This window comes from Nitrospirota bacterium, assembly GCA_040757595.1.
GTDB lineage: Bacteria > Nitrospirota > Nitrospiria > Nitrospirales > Nitrospiraceae > JBFLWP01.
In genome coordinates this window covers 106,483-132,571 of sequence record JBFLWP010000010.1, presented here as the reverse complement: position 1 = coordinate 132,571, position 26,089 = coordinate 106,483, and the positions used below count along the sequence as shown (strand labels likewise).

Sequence of the window (26,089 nt, the reverse complement as noted above, 5' to 3'; positions counted from 1 at the left end):
TCTTTGAGCATGGCCACGATCTGGGTCTCGGTGAACTTCGACTGACGCATGGGAACCTCCTGGCTAGGGGGGCTATTGTGCCAGAACGTTCTCCTTCTGACTTGTCTCAAATTGGGGGGAGCTTACAATCATCCACAGTGACCTGAATCTTAAAACTTCTCTCTTGCCATCCCCGCCTTGCAAAAAACCCGTTGATCGCATGACTGATCGGTGACTTACTTCCCCCTGGAGTCAGGATCTGGCTTTTTGGCAATCGGATGTGATCCAGGGCATCGAGCAAGTCTTTCCATTCGTTCGGGAAGTCCGTTTTGAGTATGGCGCAAGCGTGGTGCCGCTCAGCTACTTCGTATTTCATTCTGACCCTTGCGGGCAAAAGCTCCAAGGCCATCGGCGACATAGCCACGTTCGAGAATCCGTCAGGAATGGCGCCAGAGTGGCATCACTCTAGCACCATATCGGAGCCATATATAATCAAGTTCAAGGGGCCTGTCAACAGCATATAGAATATCTTGGGAAGATCAACCACAGTATGTTGTGTGTACATCTCGAAGGCCATCCCGCGAAGTCGCCGACACTCTCTGGGAAAGCGCTTGAAGCGCGCCACCCCGGCCACGCTCGAGCACCTGCGCCAGACCTTCGAGCAGGAGGCGGCGAGGCTGCGGGCGAATCGGGTGGAGGCGCTACGGTTGGAACGGGAGGTGGACGAGTTGATCCTGAAGGCGTACCGGCTCACCGCCGACGAGGTCGCGTTGCTCCGCCAGACCGCCCTGCCCCGCTCCCCGTGCAGAAGGAAGCCCTGAGGCGAATTGACTTTTCTCACGTCCCTTTGTACCCTCTGCCCCAAGAGGAATGGTGGCGGCATGACGACCGCGACGGCTCATCCCTACATCGTCAGCGATTCGGCCATCCTGCATGGCGCCCCCATCATCAAAGGCACTAGGACGCCGGTCCGGGCTATCGCCGAGATGTGGAAATTCGGCGTCGCCCCCGAAGAGATTGTCACGCAACTTCCTCACTTGACCCTGGCTCAGGTCTTCGACGCCCTCAGCTTTTACCTCGACCACCGCGACAAGGTTGACGCCGATATCCTCCGTAATCGCGTCCCCGACCAGATGATTGATTCGCGTCTGCGGTGACGCCGGATCATCCGCTCATCAGACTCTATCTCGACGAAGATGTCTCGGTCATCGTCGGGGAGTACCTGCGCGCCCGCGGGTTCGACGTGCTGACCACTAGGGATGCGAGCCGCCTCGGCCAGTCCGATGCCTCGCAGCTCGCCTTCGCCACCAATGAACGGCGCGCGATCCTGACGCACAATCGGTGCGACTTCGAGTCCCTCCATCGCACGGCACTGACCGAACAGCGATCCCATGCCGGCATCATCATCGCGAATCGGCGGGCATCTTCGTCAGAATTGGCCAAGCGCGTCCTAAAGCTCCTCAACCTGCTCACGGCCGAGGAGATGGCGAACCAACTCCTCTACATCTGAGAGCCTTTTACCTGGACGGACCGTAGGCCGACTCGTGCTCGGCCGCGGCCAGGAAGTCCACGGGCGGGAGGCGCTTGCCGGCGACGACGGTCACGTAGCCTTCGAGCGCCTGTTCCAGCTCCTGGCGGACGAGGCCGGTGGCCTTGAGGCGGGTGACCACCGAGGGCGGCAAGCGGAGCGCCTGCTGGAGAAAAGCCAGGCTCCCCGACGACAGGGGCAGGCAACGGTCCGGATGGCGGCCGGCACAGGCTTCGCACACCAGCCCGCCGGCCTGCGGGGAGAACCGGCCGCCGGTCCCGCGCCCCTGCGCCACCGGCTCCCCGCAGGCCGCGCAGTGGTCCACCTGCGGCCGGAAGCCGGTCAGCCCCAGCAGCTTGATCTGAAACAGGAGCGCCGTGAGGCCCGGTTCCTCCCCGCCCTGCAGGACCCGGAGCCCGGCCAACAGCGTGTCGAAGATGCGCGGTCCCGGATCGCCCTCCGCCGTGATCGCGGCCACGAGGTTGGCCAGGCGCGCGGCCCCGGCCATCAGCGCCAGATCCTCGCGAAGCGGGACGAAGCTCTCCCGGATGTCCGCCTGGGTGATCCGATGCAGCGGATCGTGGGGTTTCTCGAACAGGTTGAGGTCGCAATGGACGAAGGGCTCCAGCGCGCTCCCGAAACGGCTCTTGACCCGCCTCGCGCCGCGGGCGACGCCGCGGAGCTTGCCGAACCGGAGCGTGTAGAAGGTGACGATCCGGTCGGCTTCCCCCCACTTACGGCTCTTGAGCGTGACGGCGGGCGTCTTCAGCAGCGGCATGGCTTCGTCATCGCTTGGCGCGGGGGCGTGAGGGTTTGGGCGCCTTTGCGAAATCCACGTGCACGTCCACGAAGGGTCCGGTCACGGTCGGCGGAAAAGGCGGAAAGGGCTGGGCGTCCATGACACTGTCCAATCCGGCCTGATCCGCCAAGGGACTGCCAGAAGTCCGCTCGAGGAAAATGACCTGCGGCACCCCGTCCCAGTAGAGCCGGAATTGCACGCGCGGGCGTGCAGCCGCCGGACGGGAGCCCAGCCGCTGCCCGAACTTGGCCGTGATCCGCTGGGTCAGCTCCTCCCAATAGTCGGGACTGACCGGCTTGGGTTTGGGCACGGCGATTTCCGTCTCAGCCACGACCTCGTCCAGGACCGGGGCGACCGAAGGCCGCTCGATGCCCGGCAGGGGCGGGGATTCGGCGGAAGGTTCGGCCGTGGCAGGCTTGGGAGGCTCGGGCTCAGTCGGAGGAGACTCGCTCGGCGGACTCCCCGGTTTCCGCTCCGGTCGCGGCTCCAGGTTGAGATAGACCGAGCGCTTGAGGAGCGGGACCAGCCCCATCCCCTTGATCCTGGCGAAGGAGATGTCGAGGCGATGGAACAGGTGAGCCTGGTCACCGGACGCAGCATCTCCCGCCGGGACCTGGCCGCTTCGGACCGCGGGGGGATCCAACCGGAGGCTGATCTGCCAGGCAGCGGGCCCTGAGCCCCTCTCCATCGGGACCATCATGCGCGCGAGCAGCGTCCCTTCGACGAGCGCGACGATCTCCTCCTGCCCGTCCCGCTCTCCCGTGAACGAGATGGTCAGCGTCGTCCTGCGTCGTTCCTCTCCGCCGACCGTGGCCGGCGCGTCCAGCGCGAACGAAACGGTGCGCTCGCCCGGCGCTCGGTCTTTCGGCGAAGCTCCGGCCTTCTGCCCGGTCGGGGCGAGGCCGAGCAGCCCCGCGAGGACCCAGACCGCGGCGGTGCGGCCCGCCGCCATCACTTGAGGTATTCCAACAGGACCGTGGCGAGGGCGAGGTAGATGGTGATGCCGGTGATGTCGTTGGCGGTCGTGACGAACGGGCCGGCCGCCACGGCCGGGTCCACGCCGACCCGTTTGAGGACCACCGGCATGATCGTGGCCATGCTGGTGGAGACCAGGAACGCGATCATGATCGAGGCCCCCACGACCATGCCCAGGAACGGCCGCCCGTGCCAGATCCAGCCCGTGGCCGTCAGCAGCGCGGCGCAGGCCACGCCGAGCAGCAGGCCGATCCGGACTTCGCGGAAGAAGACCTTCCACACGTCGGAGAGCTCGATCCCGCCGGTGGCCAGCCCCCGGATGATCAGCGTGGAGGATTGCAGCCCCACGTTGCCCCCCATCGCGGCGATGACCGGGATGAAGCTCACGATCGCGACGACCTCCTGAATCGTGAACCGGAAGAGCCAGAGGACCCAGCCGGAAACGAGGCTGCCCACCAGGTTGGTGAAAAGCCAGGGCAGGCGCCGGCGGGCGGAATCCAGGCTGGAGGCCTTCAGGATCACGTCCTCCTCGGTCGCGCCGGCCATCTTCAGCATGTCCTCGGTGGCCTCCTCGCGGATGACGTCCACGACGTCGTCCACCGTGACGATGCCCACCAACGTGTTGTCCTTCTCGACGACGGGGATCGCCAGCAGGTTGTACCGCGCCACCTGGCGCGCCACCTCTTCCTGGTCCATGTCCACGGCCACGCTGAGCACGTCGGTGGTCATGATGTTCTTGAGCGGCGTGGAGGGCGGCACCGTGAGGAGCTGCCGGAGGGAGAGGACGCCGACCAGGTGGTCGTCCTTGTCGGTCACGTAGATGTAGAACACCATCTCCGCGTCACTCGCCTGCTGCAGGCGCCGGATGGCTTCCTGGGCGGTCGCGTCCTCCGGCAGCGAGAAGAACTCCGTCGTCATGATCGCGCCGGCCGTGTCCTTGGGGTACTTGAGCAGGTCGGCGATCTCGGTGGAGTCCTCCGTCTTCAGCAGCGTCAGGATCTCCTTGGCCTGTTCCTCCGGCAGGAGGCCCAGGATATAGGCGCTGTCGTCCGTGGGCAGGTCCTTCATGAGGGGCGCGACGTCGGTCGCCGGCATGTCCGCCAGCACCTGCTGGATGCTGTCGGCGTCCAGCTCGCTCAGAACCTGCCCCCGCACCGCTTCTCCCCGCACCAGCTCAAAGACCGTGCGCTTCTCCTTGGCCGAGGACAGGTGCGCGATCACCTTGGCCACGTCGGCCGGGTGCATGCGGCCCATCATCTTGCCGAGGTTGGTGATGGCCCCGCGGCGGAGAAGGCGTTGGAAGGAGGCCAGCACCAGGTCGAATTTCGGCTGCCCCTTGGCCCCCGGGTCCCTGGTCAGCTCCTTGAGGAGGTCCTTCTCGGTCTGTCTGGTCCGCTCGGTCGGCTGCATAACTTACGTCAGGCGCGGGGTCCGGGGCTCTTAAGAAACCCTCCGAGTCCGTGCCTCTAGCCCCGTCGCCTCGCGTCTCGTGCCTACTCTCAGTAGCCCATCTCCGTCAGGGCCTGCTCGTCTTCCCGCCAGGCTTCCTGCACCTTGACCCAGAGCTCCAGGAACACCTTCGTCCCGAAGAGCCGTTCCATGTCCAGCCTGGCCTTGGTGCCGATCTCCTTCAACCGTTCCCCCTGTCTGCCGATGACGATCGCCTTCTGCGACTCCTTCTCGACCAGAATGGCCGCCTTGATGCGCGCGAGCCGGTCTTCCTCCGTGAACTGCTCGATCACCACCGCCACCGAATAGGGCACCTCCTCGCGGGTCTTGTGGAGGATCTTTTCCCGGATGATCTCGGCGGCCAGTTGGCGCATCGGCTGGTCGGTCACCACGTCCTCTCCGTAGAGCGCCTCTCCCTCCGGCAAGACCTTGACGGTCAGCTCCAGGAGCCGGTCCACGTTCACGCCGTCCTTGGCCGAAAGCGGCACGACCTCGGCCCAGTCCAGCATCCGGCGGTAGGCTTCGATCAGCGGCAGGATTCGGGTCTTGCTCACGAGATCCACCTTGTTGATCAGCAGGAACGTCGGCGTCCCGGACTTTTCGACCGCTTCGCGGGCCTGCTGGATCACGAACCGGTCTCCCGGGCCTGGCGGACTGGTGGCTTCCACCATGACGTACAACAGGTCCACTTCCTTCATCGTCTCCAAAGCGGTGCGGACCATCCGGCGGTTGAGCCGGTGCTGCGGCTTGTGCAGGCCGGGGGTGTCGAGGAGCGCGACCTGAGCGTCAGGCAGATGGACGACGCCGAGGACTCTGGTGCGCGTCGTCTGGGGCTTGTCCGAGACGATGGCGATCTTCTCCTTGAGCAGCGCGTTCAGGAGCGTGGACTTCCCGACGTTCGGCCGCCCGACGATGGCTACCGTCCCCGATTTCATACAACAGCCACAGAGCTTATGGCTGATAGCGCATGGCTTATGGCCGGACAGCCCTCAGTATCCACCTCTTGCCATATGCTATACGCCATGCGCTATTTGCTCTTTTCTTCTACGACTTGGTACACGGTCTCGCCCTTCCTGACGAACCCGAGCCGTTCGCGGGCCAGCTCCTCGATCCTGGCCGGATCCTGCTGAAGGCGGGCGATCTCCGTCCGGAGCTGGGCGTTGGCCCGTTCAAGCTCCCGGATCTCCTGCCCCAATTGCTGGGCACGTTCGCGCATCTCCAGGTACTTCGGCAGTCCCATCTCGCTCAGGAAAAACGAACCGAGCAGGATCGCCGCTGCTCCGAGAGCGACCACCGTGCCGAGCCGGCGTGTCATCCGCCGTCGCCGCTCCAGCCCCTGGCGTCTCCGATTGCCCCTGGTCATAGATCGAAAGCGATCCGGCGATCAGCCGGTAGCCGAGACCCTTGCTTTTTACTGCGACCGGGCGCCCTTCGCAAGGGCGGCCTGCCCCGGATACACGGCCTCGGCGCCCAGCTCCTCCTCGATCCGCAGGAGCTGGTTGTACTTGGCCACCCGGTCGGTCCGCGACAGGGAGCCGGTCTTGATGAGCCCCGTGTTCAGGGCCACGGCCACGTCCGCGATCGTCGTGTCTTCCGTCTCGCCGGACCGATGGGACACGACCGCCGTGTATCCGGAGCGCTTGGCCAGCTCGATGGCCTCCAGCGTTTCGGTCAGGGTCCCGATTTGGTTCAGTTTGATCAGGATGGAGTTGCCGATCCCCTGCTTGATCCCCTCGGCGAAGATCTCGACGTTGGTCACGAAGATGTCGTCGCCGACGAGCTGGACCCGGTTGCCCAGCCGCTCGGTCAGCATGCGCCAGCCCTTCCAGTCCAGCTCGCTCAGCCCGTCCTCGATCGAAAGGATCGGATACCGGTCCACCAGCCGCGCGTAATACGTGATCATCTCCTCGGAGGATCGGTCTTGCTGTTTCTCGGCCTCCAGCCGGTAGCGACCCTTCTCGTAGAACTCGCTGGCCGCCGGGTCCAGCGCGAGGGCGACGTCCCGGCCCGGTCGGTAGCCGGCCGTCTCTACGGCCTCGACGATCAGGCTGAGGGCCTCCTCGTTGGATTCCAGATCGGGTGCGAACCCGCCTTCGTCCCCGACCGCCGTGTTGAGGCCCCGCTTCTTCAGCAGGGCCTTCAGCGTGTGGAACACCTCGGTGGCCATGCGCAGCGCCTCGCTGAACTGCTTGGCCCCGATCGGCACGATCATGAACTCCTGGAGGTCCAGGCGGTTGTCGGCGTGCGCGCCGCCGTTGATGATGTTCATCAGGGGGACCGGCAGGACCCGCGCGTTCGCGCCCCCCAGGTAGCGGTACAAGGGCTGGCCGGTCTCCGCCGCGGCGGCGCGCGCCGTCGCCAGGGACACGCCCAGGATCGCGTTCGCGCCGAGCCGGCCCTTGTTCTTCGTCCCGTCCAGCTCGACCATCGCCCGGTCCACCGCCGCCTGGTCCAACGCCTCCATGCCGAGGACCCGCGGCGCGAGCCCCTTGCTGACGTTGGCGACCGCCTTGGAGACTCCCTTGCCCATCCAGCGTTTCTTGTCCCCGTCGCGCAGCTCGATCGCTTCCTTTTCACCGGTGGACGCGCCGGACGGCACCGCCGCCCGCCCCCACGCCCCGCTCTCCAGCCGCACGTCCACCTCGATGGTGGGGTTCCCCCTCGAATCCAGAATCTGCCTCGCCTTGATCTCCCGAATTGCGCTCATGCGTCACTCCAGCTAGAAACTCGAACTTTCCTACTTCGTTGGGAGCAGCTACCGTCGCCTGCGTCTACGGTAAAATCTCTCGGCGATGACCGATCACGTGAACTACGATTATGCGCTCCCTCTAGAGCACTTCATACAGCACGCGATATCGCCGACACGGAGCTTGAACAACCCGGCCCAGTCGCTCGTCAATGCCTCAGGTTGGCTCGCGTCGAGATTCTGGGCCAGCCAGCGAATCCGCTCCGCAATCCGCCGAGCGACGGGTTTATCCAGCCGCTCCAATTCGCTGGTCGCCGTGTCCAGAATGCGGATGCCATACGCGTTCACGAATCGAGGCCAAGACGCCTGGCCACCTCTGTAAACAATTCGCCACGCTGGCCCGCAGCAACGGCTCGCTTCTGTCGCCGAAGCCTCTCTCGGACCGTCTTCTTCAGCGCCAGCCCTTCGTCAGGGTCTCCGAGCAGATCACGAAGCTTCCGCTCAACAGTCGCTTCGATCAGTTCCTTCAGTTCGTTCCTCGTCATTCGCGATAGCGTGGCGGCCATATTGCACTCCTCAGCGCCAGCCCCATGAGGGTTCGGCTCGCTTCTCTGCCCCCTCACTCACTTCGTCTGCTCCTCCAGCTTCTTCCGCCGCTCGACTTCCCTGTGCAGATCTGACACAGCCTGGATGTACCTCGGTTTCGGATCAATCCCCTCGGCGGTCCGATAAGCCTTCTCCGCCTTCTCGAAATGCCCCGCCATCTCATAGGCAAGCCCAAGGTTGTACCAGGCCGAGCCGTTCACGGGGTTTTCCTTCACCACGGCTTCCCAGTGCTGAATGCCGTCGTCCAGCCTGTTTGCCCTGATATACTCGATTCCCTGTTTGACGGCTGGATCGCCGAAGAGCCATCCGCCGTTCTCAAATTCTCGATTGACCTGGACAGCGTGCGGCTGGATGTCGGCGGCCAACTTGGCCACCACTTCCTGGGCCAACGTGCTCAGAACCTCTTCCCGGCCAAGCTCTCTCCCGGAGCCGGCTCCGGAATCGTAATGGTAGCTTCCCGTCTCCTGCCGCCCAGCCAGCACTTCCCCCGTTTCAGCTTTGATGACCCGATAGGCGATGCTGACCGTCCCGTTGCGAACGTGATGTTGCTCCTGAACGGCCACTTCTTCCGTGATCTCGACCTTGGAACAATCGTTCCCGCGGCATTCCGTTCGATACTGTCCGGTCCTCCTCTGCTTCATGACCGTCCTGGTATACGGCTTGTCTTCCACCGAAAAGGCCGAAACGTTCCCCACGACCAACGCATCAACCCCCAAAAGCTTCCCGGCCTTGGCCGCCATCCGTTCATCAACCACCCCGATCATGCCCAGGGCTTGCTCCCTCTCCATCGCCAGCAGTTTTTCTCGCTCAACGAGCTTGAAGTGCTTCCCTTGGGCAAGGTCGGCGGTAAAGAGTTCGGCCACTTTTCTCCCCGATTGCTCTGGCCCGGTGAAGTCCGAAACGGCCAGGGAGCGCACTCCCTGACTTTTCAGATTCACCTCGGCCGGCGCCAGCACGGTAAAGCTCAACTGCTGGGTCGCGCAGGCAGCGACGCCGTTCACCATCGCGAGCACGGCGAAGCCGACGGCAAGCTGCGCGGCACTCATCCCGTCAACTTCCTTTTCAGCAACTCGTTCACCTTCCCCGGATTCGCCTTTCCGCCCGAGGCCTTCATCACCTGCCCGACGAAGAACCCGAAGACCGCCTCCTTGCCGCTCCGGTACTGGGCCACCTGCGCGGGATTCTTGGCCATGACCTCGTCAACGAGCTTTTCCAGCGCCCCCTCGTCCGAGACCTGCGTCAGGCCTTTGTCTCGGACGATCTGCTCCGGCGGCTTGCCGCTCGCGTAAACCTCCGGAAAGATCTCCCGCGCCACCTTCAGGCTGATCGTCCCCTGCTCCACCAGCCGCAGCAGGCTCGCCAACCCCTCCGGACTGACCGACGAGGCCTCGGCCGTGACGCCAGCGTTGTTCAATTCCCGAAGCAGTTCCCCCATCACCCAGTTGCTGACGGTCTTGGGCTGATTGAAGAGCTTCACGCAGACCTCGAAATAGTCCGCCAGAGGCCTGGACGACGTGAGGATTCCCGCATCGTACTCGGGCAGCCCATAGTCCGTGACGAACCGCTTCAGCCTGGCGGCCGGCAGTTCCGGCAGGGTCGCGCGCAGGTCCTCGATCCACTCGTCGGCGAGGCTCAGCGGCACGAGGTCGGGGTCAGGGAAGTACCGGTAGTCGTGGGCCTCCTCCTTGCTCCTCATCGTAGCCGTCACGCCCTTCTCGGTGTCCCACAGCCTCGTCTCCTGCTGGATCGTGCCGCCCTCGCTGAGCACCTTGGTCTGCCGCTTGATCTCGTACTCCAGCGCGTCCTTGACGAACTTGAACGAGTTGATGTTCTTGAGCTCCACCTTGGTGCCGTAAGCCTGTTGGCCGAGCGGCCGGAGCGAGAGGTTTGGCTCGCAGCGGAGGCTGCCCTGCTCCATGTTCCCGTCGCACACGCCCAGGTACATGAGGATGTCGCGCAGGGCCTTGAGGTAGGCCACGACCTCGTCGGGCGAATGCATGTCCGGCTCGGTCACGATCTCGAGCAGCGGGGTGCCGGCTCGATTCAAATCCACCAGGCTTCGTGCCGCGCCGGCGTCGTGGACGTTCTTGCCCGCGTCCTCCTCCAGGTGCGCGCGCCGGATGCGGATCCGCTTCCGCGTCTCTCCTGGCCCGACCTGCACCTCCAGCCAGCCGTGCTCGCAGATCGGCGCCTCGTACTGGGAGATCTGATAGCCCTTGGGCAGGTCGGGATAAAAGTAATTCTTGCGCGCGAACCGGTTCTTCGACCGGATCGCGCAGTTCAGCGCGAGGCCGGTCCGGACGGCCATCTCGACGGCCTTCCGGTTGACGACCGGCAGCGTGCCCGGCATTCCCAGGCAGACCGGGCAGGTCTGCTGGTTGGCCGGCAGGCCGAACTCCGTCCCGCACGCGCAGAACATCTTGGACTTCGTGAGCAACTGCGCGTGGACTTCCAGCCCGATGACCGGCTCGTAGGCCTGGGTCACGCCTGCTTTTCCCCGCTCAGCCGATCGCGCTCGCGTCGCATGGCCTCGCGGCCCGCTTCGAAGGCTTCCGTCAGGACGGACTTCTTCTGCTGGACGAACTCGCGGCCCTTGTCCACCGCCCGGTCAAACGCCTCGCCGGCCTGACCGGCCAGCTCCTGCAGGTTCTCCTCGGCCCGGCGGGCGTAGCCCCGCAACTGCTCCCGCGTCTCGCGCCCCGCTTGCGGCGCGAACAGGAGCGCGACCGCCGCTCCCACCAGCGCTCCGGTCAGGAACGCCAGCCCCACGGCCCCCGGTGAAAACCCCCGATCATCCCCCATTGGACTCCCCTCCTTCATTGTGCATCCGTTCTTTCACCACCGCCGAGGCCGCTTTGAACCCGGCCACGACGCTGGCCAGGTTCACGAGCAGCCTCCCGCTCTGGCCGCGCACGGTGTCGTGGACCTCCTGCACCGTTTCGCCGATGTCGCCGACGGCGTGCAGGAGCACCGACGCATGGGCCATCCCATCCTTCACCATCCCGGCCACCGTGTTCATGTTCTCCGTCGTTTCCCGCATCTCCTTGATCAGCGACGGAAGATCGGCGTTCATCCGCGCCAGCAATTGATGCGACTCGGCCACCGTTTTCTTGACCTCGATCAGCGCGGGAACCAGAAACCCGACCAACACGGCAAAGGCGATGGCGATCAAGAGGACCGCGATCTCGATGAATGCCATAGGCCTCCCCCTCTCATCTCTCGTGAGACGTAAGACGTAAAACGTGAGACGCAACGGAACTGCGCCACTCCATCGCCCTAGTTTCCGGACCGTTCACGTTTCACCTCTCACGTTTCACGTCTTTACCGGATCGCCGGCCTCCTCGCATGCCAATTGGTGGCCTGCTCGTACGCATGGGCCCCGCGCAGGAGCGTCTCCTCCTCGAACGGACGCCCGATGAGCTGCAGACCGATCGGGAGCCCGGCCTGGCTGAACCCGCAGGGCACCGAGATGGCCGGATTGCCAGCCAGGTTCACTGAGATCGTGTAGATGTCCGAGAGGTACATCTGGAGCGGATCCTCGATTTTTTCCCCGAGCTTGAAGGCGGGGGTCGGCGTCACCGGCGTCACGATCAGGTCCACCTCTCGGAACGCCGCCTCGAAATCCCGCCGGATCAGGGTGCGCACCGCCTGGGCCTTTCCGTAGTAGGCGTCGTAGTAGCCGGCGCTGAGGGCGTAGGTGCCCAGCATGATGCGCCGCTTCACCTCCGGCCCGAACCCCTCCTGCCTGGTCTTCGTGTACAGCTCCAGCAGGGTTCTGGTCTGCTTGGATCGCAGGCCGTACCTCACCCCGTCGTAGCGGGCCAGGTTCGAGCTGGCTTCGGCCGTGGCGATCAGATAGTAGGTCGCGACCGCCGCGTCCGTCATGGGCAGGCTGATGTCTTTAACCTCCCCGCCGAGGGCCTTGAGCTCCTCCACCGCCGCCATCACCGCCCGCTCGACCTCCGGGTCCAGCCCCTCGGTGAAAAATTCGCGCGGGACGCCCACCTTCAGCTTCTTCAAGTCCTCCTTCTTCAACGCCCTGGTGTAGTCGGGAACCGGGAGGTCGGCGGAGGTGGCATCCATCGGATCGTGCCCGGCGAGCACGTTCATCAGGATCGCCGCGTCGGCCACCTCCTTCGTGATCGGCCCGATCTGATCCAGCGAAGAGGCGAAGGCGACCAGCCCGTAGCGCGAGACGCGGCCGTAGGTCGGCTTGAGCCCGACCACCCCGCAGAAGGCGGCCGGCTGGCGGATGGACCCGCCCGTGTCGGATCCCAGGGCCGCCACACATGCGTCCGCGGCCACCGCGGCGGCCGACCCGCCGCTGGACCCGCCAGGCACCAGGCTCAAGCCCCACGGGTTGCGGCTGGGGCCGAAGGCCGAGTTCTCCGTCGAGGAGCCCATCGCGAACTCGTCCAGGTTGGTCTTGCCGAGGAGCAGGTAGCCCCGCTCGCGCAGCCGCGCGATCACGGTTGCATCGTACGGGGGGACGAAATCGCCCAGGATGCGCGAGGCGCAGGTGGTCCGAACCCCCTCCGTGCAGATGTTGTCCTTGACCGCAAGCGGCATGCCCATCATCGGCACGGTCTTGCGCCAGGCCTTGAGCCGCTGGTCCAGCGCCTCGGCCTGAGCCAGGGCGGCATCCTGGGTCAGCGTGATGTACGCCCGGACCTTGGGCTCCGTCTGCCTGATCCGCAGGCCGTAGGCGCAGACGATGTCGCGGGCCGAGACCTCCCCCTTGGTGAACCTGTCCTGGAGCTCGCGGAGCGTCAGCTTGTGAAGCGACATGGCCTATGAAACCGTGACGGGTGACAGGTGACGGGTGATCGGTTCAGGGAAATGTTTGTCGGACGCTCCACTTCCTCACCCGTCACCTATCACCCATCACCCCTTGTTGATGATCCGGTTGCGCTCGTCCACCTGGATGATCCGGGGCTTGTGCCGCTTGGCCTCGTCCTCGTTGTAGAACTCGTAGCAGAAGACGATGATCTTGTCCCCCACCACGGCCTTGCGGGCCGTCGGCCCGTTCAGCACGATTTCCCCGCCCCCCCGCTTGCCCGCCATCGCGTAGGTGGTGAACCGCTCCCCGTTGTTCAGGTTCGAGATCATCACCAGTTCGTAGGGCAGGATGCCGGCCGCGTCCAGCAGATCCTCGTCCACGGTCAGGCTGCCTTCGTATTCCAGGTTGGCGTCCGTCACGGTCGCCCGGTGAATTTTCGCCCGCAACATTTGTCGAAACATTTATACACTCCGTGATGGGTGATCGGTGACAGGCGAAGGGTGTATCGCGTCATGGGCCGTCAAGAGTTCCAGCTCCTCACGCATCACCCTTCACCTCTCGCGTTCTTCGATGATCTTCGGCACGACAAAGTGCCCCTCGAACGACTCGGGCGCGTTGACCAGGGCCCGCTCGACGGACGGAGAGGGACGCACCTCGTCCTCGCGGAACACGTTGACCTGCTCCAAGACCGTGGCAGTCGGCTCGGTCCCCTCCGTATCGATCGCCTTCAGCTTCTCGACGTAGCTCAGGATGCTGCTCAACTGCCTGCTGAAAGCCTCCTTCTCGGCCTCGGTGATGTCCAACCGGGCCAGCTTCGCCACGTGCTCAACGTCTTGCTTGCTGATTTGCATCTCAAGAATCGCGAGGCGTCACGCGTAAGGCGCGAGGAGGCAAGAAAAAGGCCTTGCCCTTTCCGTCTCACGTTTCACGCCTCACCTCTCACGGTTTTTATTCTACCGTCACGCTCTTCGCCAGGTTCCTCGGCTGGTCCACGTCCGTTCCCCGCAGCACGGCGACGTGGTAGGCCAGCAACTGCAAGGCGACCGTAAAGAGGACGGGGGTCAGCAGCGGCGGCACGTTCGGGACCGTGAAGATGACGTCCGCGACTTTCCCCAGCTCCCGTTCCCCCTCGCTCGCGAACGCGATGACCGGCGCGTTGCGGGCCTTGACTTCCATCAGGTTGCTGACCGTCTTCTCGTACAGCCGGTCCTGCGGCACGAGGACCACGACCGGCATGTTCTCGTCGATCAGCGCGATCGGACCGTGCTTCATCTCTCCGGCCGCGTACCCCTCGGCGTGGATGTAGGAAATCTCCTTCAGCTTCAAGGCCCCCTCCAACGCGATCGGGTAATTGATGCCCCGTCCGAGGTAGAGGAAGTTTTGCTTCGTGTAAAATCGCTTCGCGATGGCCGCGATCTCCGGTTCCCGCTCCAGGATCTGCTCGACCAGCGCCGGCAGCGCCACGAACCGCTCCAGCCAGACCCGGCCGTCGTTGGCATTGAGCGTCCCGCGCACGCGGGCCAGGTGGAGGGCCAGGAGATAGAGCGCCGCCAACTGGGCGGTGAACGCCTTGCTCGAGGCCACGCCGATCTCCGGCCCGCAACGGGTGTAGAGCACCCCGTCCGACTCGCGCGCCAGCGTGCTCCCCACGACGTTCACGATCGACACCACCCGCGCACCCTTACTCTTGGCTTCCCGCGCCGCGGCCAGGGTGTCGGCCGTCTCGCCCGACTGCGAGATCGTGATGAAGAGATCCTCCTTGCGCACGAGCGGATCGCGGTACCGGAACTCCGACCCGATGTCCACCTGGACCGGCGTCCGGACCAACTCTTCCAACAGGTACTTGCCCACGAGCCCCGCGTGCCAGGAGGTGCCGCAGGCCACGATCCAGATCCGCCCGATCTCCGCGAACTGCTCGCGGGTCAGGCCGATGTCCGGCAGGTCCGCCTCCCCGGTCTCGAAGCTGTAGCGGCCCCGGATCGTGTCGCGGATCGCCTGGGGCTGCTCGTGGATCTCCTTCAACATGAAATGCCGGTACCCGCCCTTCTCCGCCGCCGCCGCGTCCCAGGTGATCCGGGTCACGGGCCTCGCGACGAGCCGGCCGTCGGCGCCGGTGATCCGGACATCGCCGGCCGTCGCCTCGGCGATGTCGCCCTCCTCCAGATAGGTCACGTCCCTCGTGTGCTCCAGCATCGCCATCACGTCCGAGGCCACCAGGACCGCGTCGTTCGTCCGGCCGACCACCAGCGGGCAGCCGGAGCGGGCGGCGACCAGCTTGTCCGGCTCGCTCTCGCAGATCACCGCAATCGCGTAGCTCCCTTTGACCTCGCCAGCCGCGGTGCGGACGGCGTCGGCAAGCCCCATCCCGCGTTTCATGTGCCGGCTGACCAGGTGGGCGATCACCTCCGTGTCGGTCTCGGACTCGAAGCGATAGCCCTCCTGCTGGAGCTGCTGCTTGAGAGGCAGGTAGTTCTCGATGATACCGTTGTGAACCAGCACGCATTCGCCGGAACGGTGCGGATGGGCGTTCTGCTCGGAAGGCTTGCCGTGCGTGGCCCAGCGGGTGTGGCCGATTCCGACCGTGCCGGACAATCCTTGTGCGGCCACGGCCTTCTCGAGATTGACCAGCTTGCCCACGCTGCGCCGCACCTCGATCCGGCCCTTCTGCAGCACCGCGAGGCCGGCTGAATCGTACCCCCGGTACTCCAGCCGTCGCAGCCCCTCCAGCAGGATCGGCACGGCCTGCCGACGCCCGACGTATCCGATGATCCCGCACATGTTCTTTCAGCCCTTCGCCCCTTTCTTGATCCCTGACCGCTTCGCGGGGACTACTTTCTCTGCGGAGTTCGATGACCGTCCTTTCGTGAGACGTGAGGCGTGAGACGTGAGAGGATCGGCGGTCGCGCCACGCTTCACGTCGGGCGCCCGTTGCACTCCCGGAGCAACGGGCGCCCCCTCACGCTTCACGCCGGACGACAATGCGCGCCGCCGCGCCGCCCACCCCGGCCGGTTCACCTGGGTCGCCCGGGCGATCGCCAGCGCGTCCGGCGGCACCTCGTTCGTGATCGTGGACCCGGCCGCCACGATCGCACCCCGCCCCACCGTGACCGGCGCGATGAATTGGGTGTCGCTCCCGACGAAGACCTCGTCCTCGATGATCGTTTCCGACTTGCGTATCCCGTCGTAGTTGCACGTGATGGTGCCCGCGCCGATGTTGACTTTCCGACCGATCCGGGCGTCGCCCAGATACGTGAGGTGATTGGCCTTGGAGCCCTCACCCAGGTCGGCTTTCTTCATCTCGACGAAATTGCCGACCTTCGCCGCCCGCCGCAGCACCGACCCGGGGCGCAGATGGGCGAAGGGCCCCACCGTCGTGTCGTCCTCCAGCTTCGCCTCCCGCAGCACGCAGGAATCCTGGACCAGGACCCGGTGGCCGAGGGTACTGCCGGTGATCCGGCTGTGGGACCGGACGACGCAGTCCTCCCCGATCACGGTCCGGCCCTCCAGGGTCACGTACGGGTACAGGACCGTGTCCCGCCCGATCGTCACGTCCGCATCGATGACGGTCGTGGCCGGATCGCGCATCGTCACGCCCTCGTCCATCCAGCGGGCGCAGATCTGCCCGCGAACCACCCGCTCCGCCTCTGCCAACTGCCGGCGGCTGTTGACGCCGAGCACTTCGCCGGCATCCCGCGCGGTGACCGCCGAGACCGGGAGCCCCCGCTCGACCGCCAGTGCGATGATGTCGGTCAGGTAATATTCCTTTTGCGCGTTCTGCGGCTCCAGCTTGTCCAGCGCTTCGAACAGGAACGGACCTTCGACGACGTACGTGCCGACGTTGATCTCGCGGAGCCGTTGCTCTTCGACGGTGGCGTCGCGATCCTCGACGATCTTCAGGACTCGCCGGCCTCCCTGGCCGCTCCGCACGACCCGCCCGTATCCGCTCGGATCCTCGAGGATCGCGGTCAGCACCGTGACCGTGGCCCGCTCGCGCTGATGGACCAGCAGCAACTCCCGCACGGTCGCTTCGCACAGGAGCGGAGTGTCCCCGCTGAGGATCACGTACCGGGCCGCCGGTCCTCCGCCCGCCCGGGCGAAGGCCTCCCGCGCCTGCCTCACTGCATGGCCGGTTCCCAACTGCTCGGTCTGCTCGGCGAAGAGGAGGGGGGGCCGGCCGTGGGTTGCCCAGTGCGCCTCGACTGCCGCCTTGACCTGCTCGCCTTGGTACCCGACGACCACCGCCACACCCGCGCCGGCCAGCCGGTCGGCGAGCTCCACCGTGTAGAGCACCATCGGACGACCGGCGACGGGGTGCAGGACCTTGACGAGCTTGGACTTCATCCGCTTGCCCAGCCCCGCAGCCATCACGATCGCGCCCAGACCCTTGATGCGCGATCCGTGGCCCGATGCGGCGGTCGGCCCGTTCATACGATGGGCGCCTCCACGCCGGCCCGCTCGGCCGCGGCCCCGGCCGGCCGATCCTGCGCCGAAACGGACGCCGGAGGCGTATACAGGCCGCCCGAGACGATCAGTTTCATCGCCTCGTCCACGCTCATGTCCAGCGGAACCACCTCCTTCTCCGGCACGAGCAGGAAATACCCGGAGGTGGGATTGGGAGACGTGGGCACGTAGACGTTCAGGAGCGGCTCCTGCGCGATCTCCTGCACCTCACCCGGCATCATGCCGGTCACGAAGGCGAAGCAGTAGTGCCCGTTCTTGGGAAACTGGATCAGGACGACCCGGTTGTATTTTCCCCTCTCCTTGAAGGACAGGATGTCCATCATGGATTTCAGCGTCGCATAGATCCCCCGCACGACCGGCACCCGGTGGAGGAGCTCCTCCCAGCGCTTCACGATCTGCCCGCCGATGAAGTTGGTGGTCAGGAGCCCCGTGGCGAAGATCAGCAGGAGGAGGGTCAGGATACCCAGCCCGGGCACGTAGTAGTCCGGGATGACCAGCCGAGCCAGCGCGTCCCCCAGGATGTTGTCCACGCTGACGAACAGCGTCTTGAGGATCAGTACCGTCCCCCAAATGGGGGTGATGACGAGCAAGCCCGTCAGGAAATAGCGTTTCAGTGAGGCACGGAGTGTTTTCACCGGGCGGGCGCTCCTCGCGGGCTCATCATACAGGCTTCAACCGGGTGCCCGCAAGCCTTTTATTGAGAATTTCAATGACTTGGATTACTATGCCTCTCCTACTGCCGACCCGATTTTGAGAGAGGATGATGGGCATCAAGAGGAGACGGAAGCGAGGCATTCTGATCACCGTGGAGGGGATCGAGGGAAGCGGAAAGACCACCCAGCTCCATCGGCTGGCGAAGCTTCTCCGGGAACGGGGCTACCGGGTCGTCGAGACCCGTGAGCCGGGCGGCACGCCCCTCGCCGAGCGCATCAGAGAGATCCTGCTGAATCCGTCAGGCGAGGCACCGGCTGCAGAAACGATGACGCCGGAATGCGAAGCGCTCTTGATTCTCGCCTGCCGCCGGCAGCACGTGACCCACGTGATCGAGCCGGCTCTCAGACAGGGTGCCGTGGTCCTCTGCGACCGGTTCTCCGATTCCACCCTGGCCTATCAGGGGTACGGCCGCGGGCTGGATTTGCGGACTCTGCGCCGCATGAATCGGGTGGCGACCAAGGGACTGACGCCCGACCTGACCCTGCTCTTCGACATCGCCGTGCCCGCCGGGCTGGCCCGGCGCCGCCGGGAGGGCGAACTGAACCGGATGGATCGGGAGGCCAGGCGGTTCCATGAGCGGGTCCGCCGCGGCTTCCTGTCATTGGCGGCGAAGGAACCCCGCCGGATTACCGTGCTGGACGGCCGCCCGGCTCCCGACAAGATCGCGGACAAGGTCGGCGTGATCGTACGCTCGCTCCTGTCCAGGCGGCGCACAGCCGTCAAGTTCTCCTAGCAGGATGTTGAAAAAGTCCGCCAGCTTTGTTCTCGCAGCGCTCAGAGGCTCAACGTACCGGAAAGAGTACGCCTCGCCTCCTCGCTGGCTGCGGCCGCGCTGGACGGCCTTTTTGAACATCCTGTGGCGTCCCCTGACCGCATTCGCGGTCTCATAACGTGCCGTGTGCTGAGGTAGAAAAACGGTTTTTCAACAGCCTGCTAGGAATCATGCCGTTCCGCGACCTCATCGGCCACGAGCGACCCAAGGCCATCCTGCGCGCCGCCCTCCGGCACGACCGGGTGGCCCACGCCTACCTCTTCCACGGGGAGGACCGGATCGGCAAGCGGCTGGCCGCCGTCCGGTTCGCCCAGGCCGTCAACTGCGAGACCGAGTACGGCCCCGAGGGTCTGGACGCTTGCGGGACCTGCCGGTCCTGCCGACAGACCGAGAGCTTCACTCACCCGGACCTGTTGCTGATCGAGCCGGACCGGGAGCAGGCCAATCCCCAGATCAAGATCGAACGGATTCGCGAGCTGGAGCCGCAGATCGTCTACCGGCCTCTGGTCGGCCGGCTCAAGGTCTGCGTGATCGACGAGGCGGACCGGATGACGCAGGGCGCAGCCAACGCCCTGCTCAAGACGTTGGAGGAGCCGACCGCCCACAGCCTGTTCATCCTGGTCAGCAGCAGGCCCGCGGCGCTGCCGGCGACGGTCCGGTCCCGGTGCCAGCGCATCCGCTTCGTCCCTCCGGCCCACACCCAGGTCGAAGCCGCGCTGATCACCCATCGGGCCCTCCCGCCCGACGACGCCCGCTTTCTGGCTTTGGCCACGCAGGGCCGGATCGGACAGGCTCTGACAGCCGACCTGGCCGCGATCCGGGCTCAACGAGACGAGTTCTGCCGTCTCGCGGCTCCCGAATCCTTGCGATCGGCCGGTTCGCTGCTCACCGCGGCCGAGACCCTCTCCAAGGCCGATCGGGCCAAAGAGGCGCTGGAGTGGGTCGGCCGGTGGGCCCGCGACCTCCTGTTGGTCCACGTGGACGCCGATCCAGACCTGGTGCTGAACCTGGACCGGCTCCCCGAGCTGCGACAGACGGCCCGCTCCCTCCGGCTTGAGCCGCTCGTCAGCCTGTTGGAGGAACTGCAGGCGATCGAGCGCGACGCGAACCGCAACCTGAACCAGCAGATGGCGCTGGAGAACGTGCTCCTGCGCCTGCGGGAATCGGTCGTAACAACGGGCGCGGGGCACGAGGCCCGAGACTCGATGTAGATCCCGTTCCCCTGGTATTGTCAGCCTGTGACCTGCTATCTTTAGCGTGCTATGGGAACATACATCACGACGCCCATCTACTACGTCAACGACGTGCCGCACATCGGCCACGCCTACACGACCATCGCGGCCGACGTGCTCGCGCGCTACTATAGCCAGTTCTCGACCTCCGAGGTCTTTTTTCTGACAGGCGTGGACGAGCATGGGCAGAAGGTGCAACAGGCAGCGGCCAAGGCCGGCATTGACCCGCAATTGTACTGCGACGGCATGGTGCTGCGCTTCAAGGAACTCTGGAAACGGCTAGACATATCTTACGACGCGTTCATCCGCACGACCGACCGACAGCACAAGACCGTTGTTCAGAGTAAACTTCAAGAACTATTCGATAAGCGATTGATCTACAAGGCTGACTATACCGGGTGGTATTGCACGTTCGACGAGCGGTTCTGGACCGAAAAAGACGTGATCGAGGGGCTCTGCCCGGACTGCAAGCGGCCGGTTGAGCGACTCAGCGAGCGCAACTACTTTTTCCGGATGAGCGAGTTCCAGAATGACCTTCTCCGCCATATGAAGGATCACCCTGGATTGGCTGAGACTCCGACAGCCTTCATCCGGCCACCGTCGCGCTTCAACGAAGTATTTAGCTTTCTTGAGAAGCGGCGCTTGGAAGATCTGTCCATTTCGCGCCCTAAGTCTCGTCTGTCCTGGGGCATCGAACTGCCCTTTGATCCAAACTACGTGACCTACGTCTGGTTCGATGCCCTGGTGAATTACATTTCGGCGCTGGAGTACCTGGTCAAGGAGGGGAACGGCTCGCGTTTCTGGCCCGCCACGATCCATCTGGTCGGGAAGGACATCCTCACCACCCACGCGGTCTACTGGTCCACGATGCTGATGGCGCTCGGACTCCCGCTGCCCCAGACCATCTTCGCCCACGGCTGGTGGACCGTGAACGGCGAGAAGATGTCCAAGAGCCGTGGAAATGTCGTCGATCCGAACGTCATCATCGATGAGTTCGGCGCCGATGCCTTCCGATATTTTCTCATGCGCGAGATCCCGTTCGGACAGGACGGAGATTTTTCGCGTCGGGCCATGATCGGACGCATCAACAGCGAACTGGCCGACGGTCTCGGCAACCTCTTGAGCCGTACCCTCACCATGATTGAGCGGTTTGCCAACGGCAAGGTCCCGCCTTCGACGAACGCAATCCAAGGAGACTTGGACACCCAATTGGCTAAGAAAACTGGGGAATTAACCGCTTTGGCGATGAGCGACATACGAGACCTTCGCTTCAATCGGGCGCTTGAGGCGATCTGGGAGTTAATCCAGCGGTGCGACCAGTACATTGACAAGACGGCCCCCTGGGTGCTGGCCAAAAAGGCGGAGGACAGGGGCCGACTGCACAACGTGTTATATCGTGTGGCACAGGCGATCGAGTCTCTTGTTCCAGTCCTCTACCCATTCATGCCGCAAACAGCCGTAGAGGTGGCTCGACAACTGGGCCTGAACCCTCGTCTTAAAGGCAGGAAACTTGAGAAGGATGCGCTTGTCCCTGGCGTGGAGATACTCAAGGGTGCCCCGCTCTTCCCAAGGATTGACACGACCAAGTCACAAGGAGATGTACGCGTGAGTGAGAATCTAACCATCCAGCAACCGGGCACGGCCGCTCCGAGCAGTCAAGCTCCCGCCCAGATCACGATCGAGGAATTCCAGAAAATTCAGCTCAAGGCGGCCAAGGTGCTCAGCGCCGAGCGGGTGCCCAAATCCGAGAAGCTGCTCAAGCTCCAGGTGGACCTGGGAGGGGAGCAGCGTCAGATCGTGGCCGGCATCGGCAAGAGGTACGAGCCGGACACGCTCATCGGCAAGACGATCGTCATCGTGGCCAACCTCAAGCCCGCCAAATTGATGGGCGTGGAATCGCAGGGCATGGTCCTGGCGGCGGGCGACAAGGAGGTCGCCGGCCTGGTCACGATCCTGGAAGACGTGGATCCGGGCACGAAGGTGAAATGACCCGCGCTCGAGCGGCGAACATGATCGCTTGGGATGCTGCAGCGTTGCCGGTCTGGTCCGTTGCGTGGCTGCTCCTGCTGTGCTCCGCCATCCCCGCCTGGGCCGCCGAGCCGGTCCGCCCCCACCACCCGAACGTCCCGCCGGTTCCCGAGCCGACTGCCGGTCCCGTTGCCACGGACGTGATGGTGCGCGTGGTGGCGCACGGGGCGATGGTCCTGGGCGACGCGGTGGGCGGCGCCCGCGTGACGATCACCGACGTGGCCACCGGCCGTCTGCTGGCCTCCGGGCTCCAGCATGGGGAAACCGGCGACCAGAACCAGATCATGCGGACGCCGCGCCTCATGGAGGAGCCCCACTATTCCTCTCGACCTTCCGCCTCCTTCCGCGCGACCCTTGAACTGGAGCGGCCCACCCTCGTCGAGATCACCGCGCAAGGGCCCCTGGCCTTTCCCGGCGCGATCCAGCGGGCCAGCAAGACCGTGCTGCTGATCCCCGGGCAGGACCTGACGAACGACGGTGTCGTCCTGCACCTCTACGGCTTCATCGTCCAGATCGAGCACCCGGCGCCGGGCGAATCCCTGATTGCAAAGGAGGACGTGACCCTGCGGGCCTCGGTGCGCACGCTCTCCGGAGCCCCGCTCCGCCCCCACGGGGACTGGGACTCACGCAAAGTCCAGATCTACGCCGACGTCCTGATCGGCGAGCGCGTGGTCGAGCGGCTGCAGATGTTCTATTCGGGCGAGCGGAGCAGCTTCGAGGCCCCGTTCTTCGTGCCCACGCCGGCTGAGGCTCCCAACGGGGTCGAACTCCGGGTCATCGCAGCCGACGGAGCCGCCGGCAACTTCGGCATGGGCGAGGCGACCTATCCAGTGCTCTCGGAACGGCTGAGGCCGCGCAGTCAACCGTGACGGGTGACACGTGACAGGTGACGAGGCCAGGACCGCCCGGATCATTCTCCGCGCTTGTCACTCGTCACGCGTCACCGTTTCTTAAAACCATGGACCCCAAGCAGAAACAGTTCTCCATCTGGTACGTCTTCATCGCCCTCTGGGCCCTGATGCTCTTCCAGATCTTCGTGGCCCCCTATTTCAACCCGACCGAGATCCCCTACAGCGAGTTCAAGGCCGCGGTCGCGGCGGACAAGGTCGAGGAGGTCGCCGTCTCGAGCAGCGTCATCCACGGCCGTATGAAGCCGGCTGACTCCAAGGAGGGCCGGGTCTTCGACACGGTGCGCGTGGAGGATCCTGACCTGATCCGGGAGCTGGAGGCCCGCCACGTCAAAGTGACCGGCGTCGTCGAGAGCACCTTCCTCCGTGACATCCTGTCCTGGATCGTCCCGATCGCGCTGTTCTTCGCCGTCTGGCTCTTTCTCCTGCGCCGCATGGGCCAGGGCCAGGGCGGCTTCATGACGGTCGGCCGGAGCAAGGCCAAAATCTACATGGAGAAGGAGGTCAAGGTCAGCTTCGCGGACGTGGCCGGCGTGGACGAGGCGAAGGAGGAGCTCCAGGAAGTCATCGAGTTCCTGAAGACCCCCGAGAAGTTCGGCCGGCTGGGAGGAAAGATCCCGAAAGGCATTCTCCTCGTCGGCCCGCCCGGCACGGGCAAGACCCTGCTCGCCCGAGCCGTGGCCGGCGAGGCGGGCGTTCCGTTCTTCTCGATCAGCGGGTCCGAGTTCGTCGAGATGTTCGTCGGGGTGGGCGCGGCGCGCGTGCGCGACCTGTTCGTTCAGGCCAAGGAGAAGGCCCCCTGCATCATCTTCATTGACGAGCTGGACGCGCTCGGCAAGGCCCGCGGCATCGGGCCCATGGCCCACGAGGAGCGGGAACAGACCCTGAACCAACTGCTGGTCGAGATGGACGGGTTCGACCCGCGGGCCGGCGTGATCCTCATGGCCGCCACGAACCGGCCGGAGATCCTGGATCCGGCCCTGCTCCGCGCCGGCCGGTTCGACCGGCACGTGCTCGTGGACCGGCCGGACAAGGCCGGCCGGCTGGCGATCCTGAAGGTGCACGCACGCGGAGTCTCGCTGGCCTCCGAGGCCGATCTGGAGGTCATTGCCGCCATCACCCCGGGCTTCGTCGGCGCCGACCTGGCGAACGTGATCAACGAGGGGGCGCTGCTCGCGGTGCGGCGCGGCAAGGACCAAGTCGGCCTGGCGGAGCTGCAGGAGGCGGTCGAGCGGGTCATCGCCGGGCTGGAGAAGAAGAACCGGGTCCTGAACCCGAAGGAAAAGGAGCGGGTCGCCCACCACGAGATCGGCCACGCCATGGTCGCCCTCTCCATCCCGGGCGCCGACACGGTGCAGAAGATCTCGATCATCCCGCGCGGGATCGCCGCGCTCGGCTACACGATCCAGCTCCCGACCGAGGACCGGTTCCTGATGACTAAGTCGGAGCTGGAAAACAAGATCGCCGTGCTGCTGGGGGGGCGCGTGGCGGAGGAGATCGTCTACCGGGAGGTCTCGACCGGCGCGCAGGACGACCTGCTCAAGGCGACCGACATCGCCAAGAGCATGGTGAAGGCCTACGGCATGAGCGACAAGCTAGGGCAGATCAGCTTCGAGCGGGACCGCCAGCCTCTCTTCATCCAGACCGGCCAGCCGGAAGGTCCCGGCGACTACAGCGAGGAGACGGCACGCGAAATCGACTGCGAAGTGCGCCGGATCATCGACGAGCAGTACGCGCGCGTCAAGACGCTGCTGTCCCGGCAGGAGCGCGTCCTCAAGGAGGCGGCCACGGTGCTGCTCGGCAAGGAGACCATCTCGGGCGAGGAGCTGAAGGCGATCCTGGCCGCCTCCGCCGCCAGGGCAACGGGAGACCGATCGTGAGCCGACGCCTGCCAGGCCGGATCGCCGGCCCGCCGCTCATCCTGGCCATCGGGCTCCTGCTGACGGCCGCGGTCGGCGGACCCATCTCCGTCGCCACCGCGCAGCACGGCCAGGGGCACGAGGGTCAGGGGCGTCATCGCAACCCTTCAGACCTCAAGGCCTACCTGGAGCACCTCGACCGTGCGGAGCGGGACAAGGACCAGAAGCCGTCCCAGGTCATCAAGGCGCTGGCGCTCAGGCCGGGGATGGCCGTGGCCGACCTGGGGTCCGGCTCCGGCTACTTCACCCGCCGGTTCGTGGAGGCCGTGACCGAGACCGGCAAGGTCTATGCGATCGACGTCGAGCCGGAGATGCTCGCCTACGTCAAGGACAGTCTTGTCCACCTGCACGTCCCCTACTCGGCCGAGTTCGTCCTGGCCCGGCCGGACGACCCGAAGCTGCCGGCCGAGTCCGTGGACCTGGTCTTCCTCTGCAACGTCTATCACCACCTGGACCGCCGGCCGGCTTATTTCGCCAACGTCAAAGCTGCGCTCAGGAAGGGCGGGAGAGTCGCGATCCTCGACTTCTACCATGACGAACGGTCGGGCGACGTGGGCTTTCCCAAACAGCACTTGGTGCCGCGGGAGACCGTGGTTCGGGAGATGGGCCAGGCCGGCTACCGTCTGGTCCGCGAGCACGCCTTCCTGCCCCGCCAATATTTCCTGGAATTCGAGCTGTTACCGTAGAGACCGGCCCGATCCTGTTAGCCCGGACTGGAACGGTCGGAAGGCCGGCCAGCGGGTCAGCCAGAGCGCCGCCCCCGCTCCCAGCGCGGCCCCGATGAGCCAGCCGCCCAGCACGTCAGTCGCGTAGTGGGCTCCGACGTAGACCCGCGAGAACCCGGCCAGGACCACGACCGGCCAGGTCACCCACCCGGTTGCCGGATACAGGACTTGGAAGAACGCGGCGACGGTGGCGACGTTGAGCGCGTGGTTGGAAGGAAAACTGAAGGTCCCGCCACAGCCGGTCAGTTGATGGATGCCGGTCAGCACGTGGCAAGGCCGGACGCGACCGACCAGATGCTTGAGTTGGGCCCCGAGCAGGTCCCCGAGCACGACCAGCACGGTCAGCGTCACGCCCCCGATCAGCGCCTCCCGGCGATTCAGCCAGAGCCAATAGCTGAAGGCCAGAGCGCCCGGCACAGCCAGGCTTGTGGTCCAGCCGAGCGCCAGCATGATCCAGTCCGCTCCGGCCGATCGCTCAGCCAAGCCGTTGATCGTCAGGAAGAACGTCGTATCCCAGTCCAGTGTGAG

28 protein-coding genes are annotated in these 26,089 nt (G+C 65.2%); 9 read left to right on the top strand and 19 right to left on the bottom strand.

Annotated elements, in window-relative coordinates; genetic code table 11:
• Positions 1–106: 106 nt before the first annotated feature.
• Positions 107–355: a BglII/BstYI family type II restriction endonuclease gene (locus AB1411_10950; protein ID MEW6544116.1), complete on the bottom strand. Its 249-nt coding sequence runs from the start codon at positions 353–355 to the stop codon at positions 107–109.
• A 235-nt stretch (positions 356–590) separates the two neighbouring features.
• Between AB1411_10950 and AB1411_10945 the strand changes: the two genes are divergently transcribed.
• Genes AB1411_10945 through AB1411_10935 form a run of 3 tightly spaced genes read left to right on the top strand, consistent with a single transcriptional unit; the run spans position 591 to position 1,489 of the window.
• Positions 591–800 (top strand): hypothetical protein, encoded by a 210-nt coding sequence (locus tag AB1411_10945; protein MEW6544115.1) that lies wholly within the window; start codon positions 591–593, stop codon positions 798–800.
• Positions 801–860: 60 nt separating this feature from the next.
• A complete protein-coding gene (locus AB1411_10940) occupies positions 861–1,136 on the top strand; it encodes a DUF433 domain-containing protein (protein MEW6544114.1) in 276 nt (91 codons plus the stop codon).
• Positions 1,133–1,489, top strand: coding sequence for a DUF5615 family PIN-like protein (locus tag AB1411_10935; GenBank protein ID MEW6544113.1), 357 nt, complete (start codon positions 1,133–1,135; stop codon positions 1,487–1,489). The genes AB1411_10940 and AB1411_10935 overlap by 4 nt, the downstream gene beginning before the upstream one ends.
• A 7-nt stretch (positions 1,490–1,496) precedes the next feature.
• Here the strand turns inward: AB1411_10935 and recO are convergent, their stop codons facing one another.
• The 17 genes from recO to AB1411_10850 all read right to left on the bottom strand — a co-directional run bounded on the left by recO (position 1,497) and on the right by AB1411_10850 (position 17,898).
• Positions 1,497–2,285 (bottom strand): DNA repair protein RecO, encoded by a 789-nt coding sequence (recO, locus tag AB1411_10930; protein ID MEW6544112.1) that lies wholly within the window; start codon positions 2,283–2,285, stop codon positions 1,497–1,499.
• Between the two features lie 7 nt (positions 2,286–2,292).
• Positions 2,293–3,258 (bottom strand): TonB C-terminal domain-containing protein, encoded by a 966-nt coding sequence (locus tag AB1411_10925; protein MEW6544111.1) that lies wholly within the window; start codon positions 3,256–3,258, stop codon positions 2,293–2,295.
• Positions 3,258–4,691 carry a magnesium transporter gene (gene mgtE, locus AB1411_10920; GenBank protein ID MEW6544110.1) on the bottom strand — a complete coding sequence of 478 codons (1,434 nt, stop codon included), beginning with the start codon at positions 4,689–4,691 and terminating at the stop codon, positions 3,258–3,260. The genes AB1411_10925 and mgtE overlap by 1 nt, the downstream gene beginning before the upstream one ends.
• An 89-nt stretch (positions 4,692–4,780) precedes the next feature.
• On the bottom strand, positions 4,781–5,665 hold the full coding sequence (gene era, locus AB1411_10915) for a GTPase Era (protein ID MEW6544109.1): 885 nt from the start codon (positions 5,663–5,665) through the stop codon (positions 4,781–4,783).
• 92 nt (positions 5,666–5,757) lie between these two features.
• A complete protein-coding gene (locus AB1411_10910; protein MEW6544108.1) occupies positions 5,758–6,045 on the bottom strand; it encodes a septum formation initiator family protein in 288 nt (95 codons plus the stop codon).
• Positions 6,046–6,141: 96 nt separating this feature from the next.
• The gene (gene eno / locus AB1411_10905; protein ID MEW6544107.1) at positions 6,142–7,437 is read right to left on the bottom strand and encodes a phosphopyruvate hydratase; all 1,296 of its coding nucleotides are present in this window, start codon (positions 7,435–7,437) and stop codon (positions 6,142–6,144) included.
• Positions 7,438–7,760: 323 nt separating this feature from the next.
• Positions 7,761–7,982 (bottom strand): hypothetical protein, encoded by a 222-nt coding sequence (locus tag AB1411_10900; GenBank protein ID MEW6544106.1) that lies wholly within the window; start codon positions 7,980–7,982, stop codon positions 7,761–7,763.
• Positions 7,983–8,039: 57 nt separating this feature from the next.
• A complete protein-coding gene (locus tag AB1411_10895) occupies positions 8,040–9,068 on the bottom strand; it encodes a DUF6340 family protein (GenBank protein MEW6544105.1) in 1,029 nt (342 codons plus the stop codon).
• Complete coding sequence (gene gatB, locus AB1411_10890; protein ID MEW6544104.1) at positions 9,065–10,507, bottom strand: Asp-tRNA(Asn)/Glu-tRNA(Gln) amidotransferase subunit GatB; 1,443 nt, start codon at positions 10,505–10,507, stop codon at positions 9,065–9,067. The genes AB1411_10895 and gatB overlap by 4 nt, the downstream gene beginning before the upstream one ends.
• Complete coding sequence (locus tag AB1411_10885) at positions 10,504–10,824, bottom strand: YtxH domain-containing protein (GenBank protein ID MEW6544103.1); 321 nt, start codon at positions 10,822–10,824, stop codon at positions 10,504–10,506. The genes gatB and AB1411_10885 overlap by 4 nt, the downstream gene beginning before the upstream one ends.
• Positions 10,814–11,221, bottom strand: coding sequence for a DUF948 domain-containing protein (locus AB1411_10880; GenBank protein MEW6544102.1), 408 nt, complete (start codon positions 11,219–11,221; stop codon positions 10,814–10,816). Before AB1411_10880 ends, AB1411_10885 begins: the two co-directional genes overlap by 11 nt.
• A 122-nt stretch (positions 11,222–11,343) precedes the next feature.
• Positions 11,344–12,810, bottom strand: a complete 1,467-nt coding sequence (gatA, locus tag AB1411_10875; protein MEW6544101.1) for an Asp-tRNA(Asn)/Glu-tRNA(Gln) amidotransferase subunit GatA — start codon at positions 12,808–12,810, stop codon at positions 11,344–11,346.
• 96 nt (positions 12,811–12,906) lie between these two features.
• A complete protein-coding gene (panD, locus tag AB1411_10870) occupies positions 12,907–13,263 on the bottom strand; it encodes an aspartate 1-decarboxylase (protein MEW6544100.1) in 357 nt (118 codons plus the stop codon).
• A 90-nt stretch (positions 13,264–13,353) separates the two neighbouring features.
• The gene (gene gatC, locus AB1411_10865) at positions 13,354–13,653 is read right to left on the bottom strand and encodes an Asp-tRNA(Asn)/Glu-tRNA(Gln) amidotransferase subunit GatC (GenBank protein ID MEW6544099.1); all 300 of its coding nucleotides are present in this window, start codon (positions 13,651–13,653) and stop codon (positions 13,354–13,356) included.
• Positions 13,654–13,750: 97 nt separating this feature from the next.
• Positions 13,751–15,580 carry a glutamine--fructose-6-phosphate transaminase (isomerizing) gene (gene glmS, locus AB1411_10860; GenBank protein MEW6544098.1) on the bottom strand — a complete coding sequence of 610 codons (1,830 nt, stop codon included), beginning with the start codon at positions 15,578–15,580 and terminating at the stop codon, positions 13,751–13,753.
• 6 nt (positions 15,581–15,586) lie between these two features.
• Entirely contained in the window at positions 15,587–17,191 is a 1,605-nt protein-coding gene (gene glmU / locus AB1411_10855) for a bifunctional UDP-N-acetylglucosamine diphosphorylase/glucosamine-1-phosphate N-acetyltransferase GlmU (protein ID MEW6544097.1), read from the bottom strand.
• 35 nt (positions 17,192–17,226) lie between these two features.
• Positions 17,227–17,898 carry a DUF502 domain-containing protein gene (locus AB1411_10850; protein MEW6544096.1) on the bottom strand — a complete coding sequence of 224 codons (672 nt, stop codon included), beginning with the start codon at positions 17,896–17,898 and terminating at the stop codon, positions 17,227–17,229.
• Between the two features lie 128 nt (positions 17,899–18,026).
• Between AB1411_10850 and tmk the strand changes: the two genes are divergently transcribed.
• From tmk to AB1411_10820, 6 genes are all read left to right on the top strand, one after another.
• Positions 18,027–18,710, top strand: a complete 684-nt coding sequence (gene tmk, locus AB1411_10845; protein MEW6544095.1) for a dTMP kinase — start codon at positions 18,027–18,029, stop codon at positions 18,708–18,710.
• A gap of 209 nt (positions 18,711–18,919) precedes the next feature.
• Positions 18,920–19,960 carry a DNA polymerase III subunit delta' gene (holB, locus tag AB1411_10840; protein ID MEW6544094.1) on the top strand — a complete coding sequence of 347 codons (1,041 nt, stop codon included), beginning with the start codon at positions 18,920–18,922 and terminating at the stop codon, positions 19,958–19,960.
• Between the two features lie 51 nt (positions 19,961–20,011).
• Positions 20,012–21,970 (top strand): methionine--tRNA ligase, encoded by a 1,959-nt coding sequence (metG, locus tag AB1411_10835; protein ID MEW6544093.1) that lies wholly within the window; start codon positions 20,012–20,014, stop codon positions 21,968–21,970.
• A complete protein-coding gene (locus tag AB1411_10830) occupies positions 21,967–22,878 on the top strand; it encodes a hypothetical protein (protein ID MEW6544092.1) in 912 nt (303 codons plus the stop codon). The genes metG and AB1411_10830 overlap by 4 nt, the downstream gene beginning before the upstream one ends.
• Positions 22,879–22,967: 89 nt before the next feature.
• Entirely contained in the window at positions 22,968–24,797 is a 1,830-nt protein-coding gene (gene ftsH, locus AB1411_10825; GenBank protein MEW6544091.1) for an ATP-dependent zinc metalloprotease FtsH, read from the top strand.
• Positions 24,794–25,522, top strand: coding sequence for a class I SAM-dependent methyltransferase (locus AB1411_10820; protein ID MEW6544090.1), 729 nt, complete (start codon positions 24,794–24,796; stop codon positions 25,520–25,522). The genes ftsH and AB1411_10820 overlap by 4 nt, the downstream gene beginning before the upstream one ends.
• Here AB1411_10820 and AB1411_10815 read toward each other — a convergent pair.
• Positions 25,514–26,083: a phosphatase PAP2 family protein gene (locus AB1411_10815; GenBank protein MEW6544089.1), complete on the bottom strand. Its 570-nt coding sequence runs from the start codon at positions 26,081–26,083 to the stop codon at positions 25,514–25,516. The two genes, AB1411_10820 and AB1411_10815, sit on opposite strands and share 9 nt — an antisense overlap.
• Between the last annotated feature and the right edge of the window lie 6 nt (positions 26,084–26,089).

Bases quoted from the DNA above. Each gene is read 5' to 3' on its own strand.
- AB1411_10830 (MEW6544092.1), top strand. From the start codon at position 21,967: ATGACCCGCGCTCGAGCGGCGAACATGATCGCTTGGGATGCTGCAGCG.
- AB1411_10910 (MEW6544108.1), bottom strand. From the start codon at position 6,045: ATGACACGCCGGCTCGGCACGGTGGTCGCTCTCGGAGCAGCGGCGATC.
- holB (MEW6544094.1), top strand. From the start codon at position 18,920: ATGCCGTTCCGCGACCTCATCGGCCACGAGCGACCCAAGGCCATCCTG.
- mgtE (MEW6544110.1), bottom strand. From the start codon at position 4,691: ATGCAGCCGACCGAGCGGACCAGACAGACCGAGAAGGACCTCCTCAAG.
- AB1411_10900 (MEW6544106.1), bottom strand. From the start codon at position 7,982: ATGGCCGCCACGCTATCGCGAATGACGAGGAACGAACTGAAGGAACTG.
- metG (MEW6544093.1), top strand. From the start codon at position 20,012: ATGGGAACATACATCACGACGCCCATCTACTACGTCAACGACGTGCCG.
- glmS (MEW6544098.1), bottom strand. From the start codon at position 15,580: ATGTGCGGGATCATCGGATACGTCGGGCGTCGGCAGGCCGTGCCGATC.
- AB1411_10895 (MEW6544105.1), bottom strand. From the start codon at position 9,068: ATGAGTGCCGCGCAGCTTGCCGTCGGCTTCGCCGTGCTCGCGATGGTG.
- AB1411_10940 (MEW6544114.1), top strand. From the start codon at position 861: ATGACGACCGCGACGGCTCATCCCTACATCGTCAGCGATTCGGCCATC.
- recO (MEW6544112.1), bottom strand. From the start codon at position 2,285: ATGCCGCTGCTGAAGACGCCCGCCGTCACGCTCAAGAGCCGTAAGTGG.
- AB1411_10925 (MEW6544111.1), bottom strand. From the start codon at position 3,258: ATGGCGGCGGGCCGCACCGCCGCGGTCTGGGTCCTCGCGGGGCTGCTC.
- ftsH (MEW6544091.1), top strand. From the start codon at position 22,968: ATGGACCCCAAGCAGAAACAGTTCTCCATCTGGTACGTCTTCATCGCC.
- AB1411_10885 (MEW6544103.1), bottom strand. From the start codon at position 10,824: ATGGGGGATGATCGGGGGTTTTCACCGGGGGCCGTGGGGCTGGCGTTC.
- AB1411_10880 (MEW6544102.1), bottom strand. From the start codon at position 11,221: ATGGCATTCATCGAGATCGCGGTCCTCTTGATCGCCATCGCCTTTGCC.
- era (MEW6544109.1), bottom strand. From the start codon at position 5,665: ATGAAATCGGGGACGGTAGCCATCGTCGGGCGGCCGAACGTCGGGAAG.
- panD (MEW6544100.1), bottom strand. From the start codon at position 13,263: ATGTTTCGACAAATGTTGCGGGCGAAAATTCACCGGGCGACCGTGACG.
- tmk (MEW6544095.1), top strand. From the start codon at position 18,027: ATGGGCATCAAGAGGAGACGGAAGCGAGGCATTCTGATCACCGTGGAG.
- AB1411_10950 (MEW6544116.1), bottom strand. From the start codon at position 355: ATGAAATACGAAGTAGCTGAGCGGCACCACGCTTGCGCCATACTCAAA.
- gatC (MEW6544099.1), bottom strand. From the start codon at position 13,653: ATGCAAATCAGCAAGCAAGACGTTGAGCACGTGGCGAAGCTGGCCCGG.
- gatA (MEW6544101.1), bottom strand. From the start codon at position 12,810: ATGTCGCTTCACAAGCTGACGCTCCGCGAGCTCCAGGACAGGTTCACC.
- eno (MEW6544107.1), bottom strand. From the start codon at position 7,437: ATGAGCGCAATTCGGGAGATCAAGGCGAGGCAGATTCTGGATTCGAGG.